This is a genomic window from Acinetobacter sp. ANC_7513 (assembly GCF_056779915.1).
Genome location: NZ_JBWYIW010000004.1, coordinates 187,501 through 197,752, shown reverse-complemented (window position 1 = coordinate 197,752; position 10,252 = coordinate 187,501). Strand labels below are relative to the sequence as shown.

Annotated in this window: 11 protein-coding genes and 1 pseudogene; 2 read left to right on the top strand and 10 right to left on the bottom strand. The window is 37.7% G+C overall.

Going from position 1 to position 10,252, the window contains the following annotated elements:
- A partial coding sequence (locus AC1M9B_RS07200; RefSeq protein ID WP_481608859.1) for an alpha/beta fold hydrolase occupies window positions 1-197 on the top strand: 197 nt, incomplete at its 5' end.
- 417 nt (window positions 198-614) lie between these two features.
- Here the strand turns inward: AC1M9B_RS07200 and AC1M9B_RS07195 are convergent.
- From AC1M9B_RS07195 to AC1M9B_RS07165, 7 genes are all read right to left on the bottom strand, one after another.
- Complete coding sequence (locus AC1M9B_RS07195) at window positions 615-722, bottom strand: DUF2474 family protein (protein WP_155757002.1); 108 nt, start codon at window positions 720-722, stop codon at window positions 615-617.
- A gap of 11 nt (window positions 723-733) precedes the next feature.
- The gene (gene cydB / locus AC1M9B_RS07190; RefSeq protein WP_180028990.1) at window positions 734-1,738 is read right to left on the bottom strand and encodes a cytochrome d ubiquinol oxidase subunit II; all 1,005 of its coding nucleotides are present in this window, start codon (window positions 1,736-1,738) and stop codon (window positions 734-736) included.
- Window positions 1,735-3,180: a cytochrome ubiquinol oxidase subunit I gene (locus tag AC1M9B_RS07185; protein ID WP_180028991.1), complete on the bottom strand. Its 1,446-nt coding sequence runs from the start codon at window positions 3,178-3,180 to the stop codon at window positions 1,735-1,737. Before AC1M9B_RS07185 ends, cydB begins: the two co-directional genes overlap by 4 nt.
- A 236-nt stretch (window positions 3,181-3,416) precedes the next feature.
- Window positions 3,417-3,830 (bottom strand): DUF2946 domain-containing protein, encoded by a 414-nt coding sequence (locus AC1M9B_RS07180; protein ID WP_481608858.1) that lies wholly within the window; start codon window positions 3,828-3,830, stop codon window positions 3,417-3,419.
- Between the two features lie 185 nt (window positions 3,831-4,015).
- On the bottom strand, window positions 4,016-4,909 hold the full coding sequence (locus tag AC1M9B_RS07175) for an MBL fold metallo-hydrolase (RefSeq protein WP_481608863.1): 894 nt from the start codon (window positions 4,907-4,909) through the stop codon (window positions 4,016-4,018).
- A gap of 14 nt (window positions 4,910-4,923) precedes the next feature.
- Window positions 4,924-5,340 (bottom strand): DUF6691 family protein, encoded by a 417-nt coding sequence (locus tag AC1M9B_RS07170; protein WP_179997938.1) that lies wholly within the window; start codon window positions 5,338-5,340, stop codon window positions 4,924-4,926.
- A complete protein-coding gene (locus AC1M9B_RS07165) occupies window positions 5,341-5,757 on the bottom strand; it encodes a YeeE/YedE family protein (RefSeq protein ID WP_481608857.1) in 417 nt (138 codons plus the stop codon).
- Window positions 5,758-5,859: 102 nt separating this feature from the next.
- Here AC1M9B_RS07165 and AC1M9B_RS07160 point away from each other — a divergent pair, with 102 nt between their 5' ends.
- Window positions 5,860-6,177 carry a metalloregulator ArsR/SmtB family transcription factor gene (locus tag AC1M9B_RS07160; RefSeq protein WP_481608856.1) on the top strand — a complete coding sequence of 106 codons (318 nt, stop codon included), beginning with the start codon at window positions 5,860-5,862 and terminating at the stop codon, window positions 6,175-6,177.
- A 117-nt stretch (window positions 6,178-6,294) separates the two neighbouring features.
- Here AC1M9B_RS07160 and dsbG read toward each other — a convergent pair.
- From dsbG to dsbD, 3 genes and pseudogenes are all read right to left on the bottom strand, one after another.
- A pseudogene (gene dsbG / locus AC1M9B_RS07155) lies at window positions 6,295-7,026 on the bottom strand (thiol:disulfide interchange protein DsbG).
- A 20-nt stretch (window positions 7,027-7,046) separates the two neighbouring features.
- A complete protein-coding gene (locus AC1M9B_RS07150; RefSeq protein WP_481608855.1) occupies window positions 7,047-7,892 on the bottom strand; it encodes a prolipoprotein diacylglyceryl transferase family protein in 846 nt (281 codons plus the stop codon).
- The gene (gene dsbD / locus AC1M9B_RS07145) at window positions 7,892-9,853 is read right to left on the bottom strand and encodes a protein-disulfide reductase DsbD (protein WP_481608854.1); all 1,962 of its coding nucleotides are present in this window, start codon (window positions 9,851-9,853) and stop codon (window positions 7,892-7,894) included. Before dsbD ends, AC1M9B_RS07150 begins: the two co-directional genes overlap by 1 nt.
- Window positions 9,854-10,252 lie beyond the last annotated feature (399 nt).

Sequence of the window (10,252 nt, the reverse complement as noted above, 5' to 3'; positions counted from 1 at the left end):
AACAACTCAAACAGATTTCGATTCCTGTATTGATTATTGCAGGTCAACAAGACCCTGTGACCACTGTGGCAGATGGTCAGTTTATGCAAGCCGCGATTGCGGGTAGTCAACTTGTTGAGATTAATGCTTCGCACATTTCTAATGTTGAACAACCACAGGCGTTTAACCGAGCTGTGGCTGAATTTATTCAGGCTTAAGTTCGGAACAACTCAAACCTGAACTCAGGAAACATCACTTGTCACGGGTGACTCATCTTGACGCTTTGCCAGATTGCTCCACCAGTCTGGCTTTTTTTCACAGTAATTAGACCATGGACAACGACAATTAAATATCAGTCTCGTGATACCTTAAAACGGCGATAGTTATGTCATAAGTGATTGAAAGGATGTCATTCATCATTCTCAAAGATTCAGATGATTCTTCTAATTTGATCTTAATTTAATTGTTTAAGTAAACTTTTTAAAGCGTTATTTTAGAAGCTAAAATCCGCTTAATTGTGCCTATATCATAGTTTATATTACCCAATTATGATCAACAACGATTAGTCGTTAGTATTTAAATTAAAAACCCATCACCTAGATGATGGGTTAATTGTTGATGTCTAAAGATTTAGATTAATACGCCCACTGGATGAGCAATCGAAATAGACCAGCAATCAATAATAGACTTAAAAAACCACCGAGCCATAAAACAATAAACCACCCTGCTTGATTCAGTTTCATTATCATTCTCCTCAGTGATAACCTTCGTCACCAACACGGACCTTGTCTCTAAATACCCAATAAGATAAAGCGGTATAAAACAATATAATTGGGATTAGAATGAGTGCACCAATGAGAGCAAATAATTGACTACTTTGAGGTGCAGCAGCTTGCCAAATCGTTACACTTGGCGGAATGATATTAGGCCATAAACTAATTAAGAAGCCCGTATACGCAAGAAATACCAAAGCCAATGTATAGATGAAAGGCGCAAACTCCTGACGACGTTTACAAGCTCTGAGCGCTAGGAAAGTGAAAATCAATACCAGTATTGGTACGGGACTGAAATACCACATTTGTGGCTGACTAAACCAACGCTGTGCAATATCGTCATGTACAAGGGGAGTATAAATACTGACAGCGCCAAATATTAGAAATAACGCGATCATAAGCTTCGGCATCAGACGGTACATATGATCTTGTACACGCTCATCCGTTTTAAAAATTAACCATCCGCAACCGAGTGTCGCGTATAACACAACAACGCCTAAACCTGTAAAGAGTGAAAATGGAGTGAGCCAATCCAGACCACCACCCGTGAACACACCATTGGTGGTCTGTATTCCTTGAATATAAGCGCCTAAAATCACACCTTGTAAAAATGAAGCTAAAATTGAACCCCAAATAAATGCTTGGTCCCAAAGTGCTTTAGTCCGATTAGCCTTAAAACGAAACTCAAAAGCGACTCCACGAAATATAAGCGCGATCACCATTAAGGTAATGGGCATATATAATGCGGACAATACAGTCGAATAGACCAGTGGAAAAGCGGCAAATAAACCAGCTCCACCAAGTACCATCCAAGTCTCATTGCCATCCCATACGGGTGCTACAGTATTCATCATGACATCACGCTCTTGGCGATCTTTCACAAATGGAAATAAAATACCAATTCCCAAATCAAAACCATCAAGAACGACATAAATCAACACACCTAGTGCGATGATCACAATCCAAATCAATGATAAATCAATCATTTCAAATTCTCCTGATCATTCACCCTGTTTGATGCTTCAAGTTGTTGTTCATTATCAATGGTACTCATCGGGCGTTTAGACGCTCGGATCACTTCGCCATCTGAATGTGGTGTTGAATAAATAAATTCTGGTCCTTTTACCATCATTTTCAACATATAAAAGATACCGATACCAAATACGATGCAGTACACCACAACAAAAATAATTAGCGTAAGTCCAACCTGTTCCGCAGAGACAGGAGATAACGCATCTTTCGTACGCATTACGCCATAGATAATCCAAGGTTGACGTCCCACCTCTGTGGTAAACCAGCCTGCCAATAATGCAATAAAACCTGAAGGCCCCATCCACAAAGCAAACTTGTGCAACCATTTAGAATCATAGAATTTGCCTGTCTTACGTAGCCATAGACCAAATACAGCCAGTAAGATCATGAGCATGCCCATACCCACCATGATTCGGAAACTCCAAAAAACGATGGTTGAATTAGGTCGATCCTCAGGTGCGAATTCTTTTAAGCCTTTAACCTCACCATCAAGGGTATGTGTCATGATCAGGCTACCCAGATTTGGAATACCAATCGCATATTTAGTTTCTTCAGCTTCCATATCTGGAATACCAAATAGATACAACGGCATACCATGATCTTTATTGGTTTCCCAATGACCTTCGATTGCAGCTAATTTAGCAGGCTGATGTTCTAAGGTATTCAATCCATGTAAATCACCCACGAACATCTGTAGTGGAGCTAAAGCAAGGATCATCCACATTGCCATCGAGAATGACTTTTTAACTAACGCATCACGGCGTCCTTTGAGTAGATGCCATGCAGCAGTTGCGGCAACCAATAAGCCTGAAACCAAGAAAGCGGCCAGTGCCATATGCGCTAATCGATAAGGAAAGGATGGGTTAAAGACAATCGCGAACCAATCTTGAGGAACGATTATTCCATTTTCAAATGCAAAGCCTTGAGGTGTTTGCATCCAGCTATTAGAAGACAGAATCCAAAACATGGATATACATGTTCCTATTGCCACCATTAAGGTTGCAAAAAAATGCGTCTTTGGTCCAACTCGCCCCCAGCCAAACAACATGATACCGAGGAAACCAGCTTCTAAGAAAAACGCACTGAGTACTTCATAAGTTAGCAATGGTCCAGTGACACTACCAGCTATACGTGAAAATTCACTCCAGTTGGTTCCAAACTGATAGCTCATCACCACGCCTGAAACGACACCCATACCAAATGAAAGTGCGAATATTTTTATCCAAAATTTAAACAGATCTCGATAAACAGGATCATTCGTTTTAAGCCAACGCCATTCGAGCACAGCCAAAAAACTTGCCAATCCAATCGAAATTGCTGGAAAGATAATGTGAAATGAAACAGTGAATGCGAATTGAATACGCGCCAATTCGAGCGCTGTTAGTCCTAGATCCATGACGTCACCTTATCGTTGAGTTTTGTGGTGAATGTTGTTCCTCACTGAGTTTAAAACTACAGTTAGAATTACATTGTAGATGTCATGTATCACTCCGATAACACGCGATTTTAAATTCACTTTTTTGAGGATGAGTGAATACCGTCTGTTGGCTACAGACTGTTTAAAGATTTTTTTCATAATATTGAACTCTACATAAATTGATTAAGATCAAAATGATCCAAGGTTTAAATCAATTAGAGTCCAAAAGGTGGCGCTCGGCCTTGAGGCAGAAGATAGAGCTTCTGTAGAGAAAAATAAACGTGCCAAAAAGAATTGCGGTAGAAACTCAGCTTAACTTGTAAGCGATCAAAAATTTCTTTTACACCAAAATCAAATGGTAAGACGAGGTCTCCATAAACAGTGCAATATTGGCATTGGTGAGTAATTTGATTATGGTCGTGATGATGTTCGTGTTCACTCAAATGGTGGACGAGATCGTGATAAGTCTCATGAACATGCTGATGGCGTTCTGGAGAAAGTAAATTATGCATAATAGACATACATACCGGAGCGATATGAAATTTCTCCGGTAAGATCGGTTGTAAATAAACCGCTAGTTGTAATAACACCGTTGCAAATGCAATGATGAGTCCACTAGATCTTAGCAAAATTTCCTCTCAACTCTTATCGATAAAGAGTGTTTAGAAACATAGAAAAAATCAAGTTAATAACCGACTAGGCTGATCAACTTTCATACTTAACTATACGCCTATTTAACTTGTATTTAAAGCATTTTTCAATTTTTTACATAACATGTATTTATAATATTTATAATAATAAAAGTAGCTAACCTTTAAGATTTGAAAAAATTTAAAGGGATTTTCAAATAAGATACTCCATTGTGTTCAGTGGGCGGAAATTTGCCACCGTTCATATTGATTTGAATGGCTGGTAAAATGAGCTTTGGCATCCCCAATGTCGCGTCACGGCTATTGCGCATTTCCACAAAATCATTCTTTTTTGAATCAATTCGAATGTGTATATTCGATGCTTTTTGCGTTCTTATATCCGTTTGACACATATACTGGTGTCGATTTTCTGGTAAATAATCGTGACATAGATATACACGCATATGATCAGGCAGTTGATAAAGCTTCTGAACTGAATCAAATAATTCTGCTGCACTGCCCCGTGGAAAATCACATCGTGCTGTACCATAGTCTGGCATAAATATAGTATCACCCACGAAAACTGCATCACCTATCACATAACTAAGACAAGCAGGTGTATGACCAGGCGTTGGAATATTGTAGGCTTCAATTTCTCCAATTTTGAAACACTCATGATCTTTAAATAAATAATCGAATGGTTGCTGTGCGTTTATTGCCTTAATATCCAATTGATAAATTGAGCCAAATGTTTCTTGTACAATTCCAATATGATGACTCATGGCAATTTTGCCACCTAGCTTTGATTTTAAATATTGCGCAGCGGTCAAATGATCAGCATGCACATGTGTTTCTAAAATCCACTCAACCTTGTAATGCTGTTCATGTATGTATTGAATAATCTGGTTAGCATGTTCCGTCGTTGTTGTCGCAGAAGCAGCATCAAAATCTAAAACACTATCGATAATGGCACAACTTAATGTCACAGGATCAGCCACGACATAACTAAATGTATTGGTATTTTGATCAAAAAAATCTTTAATTAGCGGCTTGATTTGATCTTGAGTGGCGTCTTTCATCACTAGTTTCATAACTATGCCCCCATCCATTTACGGTGAATTAAAACTCCTATCAACATCGCAATCACAAAATAGAGTGATTGATAATGCCCTAAACCAATCAATGTTAATCCTGGTGCTGGACAGATACCTGCGATGCCCCAGCCTATCCCAAACAAGCTAGCACCTATAATGAGCTTGTTATCAAGCTGATTGCTCTTTGGTAGATCAATAGTCTCATTGAATAGAGTTAAAGGTTTTTCACTTCTGGTTACGATCTGAAAGGGTATGAATGCCACGACAATGGCACCCATCATGACAAATGCCAAACTTGCATCCCACTCACCGAATAAATCAAGAAAATTAAGAACTTTTTCAGGGTTCGACATTCCAGATAACATGAGCCCCACGGAAAAAAGTGAGCCAAACAAAAAAGCAAAAAGGTTTTTCATTTAGAATGCTCCTGTGACATGTCGAATTAAATAAACCGTTATAAAGCCTGTCAGCATAAAACTTAGTGTTGCCACAATAGATCTTTTGTACAATCTACTTAAACCACAAATGCCATGCCCACTTGTACAGCCAGAACCTAAACGTGTTCCAAATCCAACTAAGATACCTGCCACGATCATCATGAATGGACTTGATTCGAGTTCAATTTCAGGCTGAACCCAAATACCATAGATAAACGGTGTGATGATGAGACCCATTAAAAACCACAATGCTGGTGTTTTGAAAACTTTATGCGGATTTAGTACTTGACCGATTAAACCACTAATCCCTGCTATTCGACCATTCACATATAAGTATCCAACCACAGATAAACCGAGTAGTGCTCCACCTAAAAAAGCAATCACAAAATCATGCATAACAATTTACTTATTTACAATATATTTTTTTATATTATATAATTTTGAAAAATAATCAAGATGCTTTAACATACGCATCCTTCAGTTTCAAAGGAACATCCAATGCCGTCTGATGTTGAATTCAATCAAATGGATTTTTCACAAGTTGATCAAGTCAGCGATCGACTTAAAGTCCTGTCGAATCCTGATCGCTTAAAGATACTTTGTATTTTAGTAGATGGTGAATTGAACGTTCAGGAAATTGAGAATCGAACTCAAATTTTTCAACCCACGCTTTCACAACAGTTAACCGTATTACGTAAAGCTGAAATGGTGGTGACTCGTCGTGAAGGTAAACAAATTTTTTATCAAGTGAGTGATCCTAAAGTCCTCACCATTATGCAAACGCTTTATCACTTATATTGCGATCCTACTTCATAATCTTGCAATTCTTTCAGTTGTGGATATGAGACTCAAATACGATCATATTCTCCATGTAAATGACCATGTATTAAATTTTAAAGTTTTGTATTCAAGAGTACTAAAGACCAAAAAATTCTATTTTTCAAAAACTTCTTGCAAGTCTTTTGCCATTCCTTGCATAGACTTGAACTCTCCTTGTTGATTTTTCCATACCATAGCTGGCGTGGAAAAAAATCCATATTTATCCATGAGTGACTCGTTATAGTCGTTTTTTTCATGTAAAGATTTTGATATATTTTGCGTAACAACTAATCGCTCTTTACCTTTCTTTTTATTGTAGTCATTAAATACTTTAGCAGGATCACTTGAGTTAAGTATGGTGGCAATCTGCCCTCGACTTTCTTCTCGAATTACACCAACTTGTATATGTCGAAGTTGAACTTTTCCCGAGTTTACCCATGGTCGTGCAGCTTCCCAAAATTGATGGCAATATGGGCAGTTAGGATCTGAAAATACATAAACAACGCGTGCTGCTGTATTTTCACCATCTTGAATCCAAGTCGACTTTTCAATGCTCTTTCATACATCATCTAATACGGCATCTTTGACATGTGTATTTAATGCTTCAATAGAAATATTTTCACCTTGAGCATTATATAAATCACCCATAATGTAATATTTCTAATCATTAGAAATAAAAACCGTGCCTGGATGTTGGTTCATATGCCCTGCCCATCCTGTCATACCTGCTGGTGCTGGAATTTCTTTTACAAACTCAAAGCCCTCTGCTGAAATCTGCTTTTTTAAATCCGCATAACTGACGCTACTTATTAAAAATACGCTAGACAACAATATTAATTTATTTATATCTTTCATAACCTTTAGCTCTACTCAGCTGTCATTTTAATTAAATATTCTTGCAATTTTGCAGCGCTTAACTCACCCATATGTCTATCCACCAATTTACCTTTTTCATCGTAAAACAATGTAGTTGGCAAGCCAAAACTATTGCTCTGCTTGGGCATTTCCCCATTTACATCAAGTCTGACATTTTTAAAGTTGAAGCTGTGTTTTTGTAAATAGTTTTGAACCGTTGTGATATCTTCACCTTGATTGAGCATCACAAAATGAATATTGGGATGAGCCTTTTGTGCTTGAAAAAGTATTGGCATCTCTCTATGACATGGCGGGCACCAACTCGCCCACAAATTAACGACTGTAGGCTGACCCAAAAAATCTGTGAAATACCCTTCATTCTTATTTTCACTATGATCAGTTGGGAGTATCTGAAAACTTAGATCAGGATAATAACTTTCAACCTTGTATTGAGTTTTTATCATTACACCAATCGCTACCCAAAATAAAAACACCCCAACTAAAATGATTTTCATTTTTGTTCGTAAGCTTCGATTGAGAATGATATAGCTTAGCCCACCGAAGAATAATCCACTCCATAAGCTAAATCCTTTATCTTGGATTTTGAGTATATCTAAAGGATTTTCAATATAAATCTCCCAATAGAACATAACAAAGATGACTCTAGCGGCAACTGCTCCAATAATGATGCTTGTCCACACTGAATCTTTACTGATTTTGATTTGGGTATCTGTCCATTTATAGTGATAACCTAAAACATTGATCAGGATACTGATGAACAGTATCCCACTGAATAGAATCAATAAAACCCATGGAAACATGAATGATCCAAGTTGAATCCCATCAAATGAAATCATTACTGAACCATCTCGACAGATTGTTCCTGCAATCGATTTAATAACTGCGTTGCAGTAAAAGTGCCAGTTAAGCGCAGATCACGTATTTCATCATGTTGCGTATTTAAAAAAATAAATGTAGGCGGTCCTAAAATTTGCCATTTTTTTAACAGTTCATCTTGGCTTGGTTCAAAATGAGTGAGATCTAATTTAATTAAAACCAACTCATTGAGTTTGGCTTGAACATCTTCACGCGGAAGTACCTCTTTTTCTATCGGTTGACATGCAACACACCAATCTGCGTAAACATCAATTACTACGGCTTTACTTTGATTTGCTTTCAAAACATTTGAAAGCTGCGCGGCAGAGTTGACTTTATGCCATGTATGTAATGTTTTGGCCTGCGTTACAAGCGAGTGCGTATACCCTTGCTGCACATAATTCACTCCTAAAAACATCATGCCAAGACTGAGTAATATGATGATGCTTTTAACCACTATTTTTTCGACATAAGGTCGCATTTTCCAGAGTAAATATACAGCGAATCCAAGAAGTAAAAGACCCATCAGAATTTGATAAATACTGGTTGGAATAAGTGGCCGTACAAAATAAATGGCCACAAGCAACATCACGAAACCAAAACAGACCTTGAGTCGATCCATCCATACCCCAGGTTTAGGTAAAAAATGCGTCCCGAAAACTGCCGCAATAAAAAGCGGCAAACCAATCCCAATGCCCAAAACAAAAAGATAAGTCGCCCCTAATAAAGGTTGGTTCATCTGTGAGACAAATATCAATGCTCCAGCCAACGGAGCACTCATGCAGGGTCCAACTATCAGTGCAGAAATCATCCCCATGAGTCCTGCACCGATCAATGTTCCGCCTTTTTGTTTTTGTTGCCAAAGATCTAAGCGTTGTAACATTCCTTGAGGTAAAGAGATTTGAAATGCACCAAAAAGATTAAGGGCAAAAATAATAAACAGGAGACTAAAAATACTGATGAAGATCGGACTTTGAAACCAACGCTGAAAACTATAGCCCAGTTGAGAAACAACGAATCCCATTAACGCATAAACGATAGCCATCCCTGTGACAAAAATAAAAGCTATTACCGCGGCACGATAACCTCTGTGATTTTGCACAAGAATGCCTGATAAAATCGGAATTAAGGGCAATGAACAAGGCAAGAATGCCAACAATATTCCAAGTCCTAAAAACACCAATAAATTAAGCCATACACTTTGTTGAGAGAGCAAATTTAAAAAAAATTGATCGTTGTTCCATACACTCGAAAAGCTCGCTGGCCTATTCAGATTTTCTTTAGATAAATTTGCATCTAGTGTGGATTGATCCTCACTGATTAAATTATTTTCCCCAAATTCGGTTTTATCTCGCTCAAGCGCAGTAGCGTTAAAATTTTTACGATCTGAGAATGTATTATTATCCTTTGAAATGAGTTGTGTTTCTGTTTTTGGTGAAGCATTTTCTTGTGCATCTCGAGTATTTACAACTCCATTAGATGCCGCTGAAATTTCTTTGAGATTTAAAACTTTCTTAGCTTGTGTAGTTTGCTGCGCTGGGAATAAACCTGTGCTGTCAGTTGTTATCGTTGTTCTTTGAATCGGATAACATAAACCACTTTCAGCACATCCTTGCCATTGAATCTTAAATTCTTGATTTGGTTTGACTGGAATATTGCTGATTACATCCTGATAATGCACTTGGGTCATACCAAAGTTTGGATCATCTTTCTCTTTTGGGCGTGGTAGAGATAACTTTACAGGACCTTGAATGTCTGAAACTTTGATTTGATCATGATAGAGATAGTAACCATCTGCGATCTTCCATTTTAGTTCAGCTTGATGATGACTGACTGATACTGCCTCAAATTGAAATGCTTGATCTGGTGGTAGAAAATCTGCAAATGCAAAACTACTCACCAAAGAACCAAGCAATAAACTACCCTTAAACCACTTATTCATATTGACTGTATCAGTTCCTGTCTAGTCGTTCAAAGTTCAAAGAATGAATTAAGAAAGCGTGATAAAACAAATGCCGCTTCAACGCCAATCGTCACTCGAGATCGCTCATACATTTGTACTCGCACTAACATGAACTTTATATCGCAAAAAATCTCATTATTCCGTTGGAATTCTTTAAATATTTCTGTTGATCACCTTGGCACACCGTTTGTGATTGAGACTTTACTCGAACCACGAAAGAAACCCTCATTTGATTCACCGAGTACTCAACATCAAGATTAATCATTCTTTCAAAGTACGATGCGATTGAATGACGAGTACTGAAAACTCAAGTTCAGGTTAAACACCTTTAAAATTGAGCGAATTAATACACTCATATTGACTGAAGACAAAATAAGT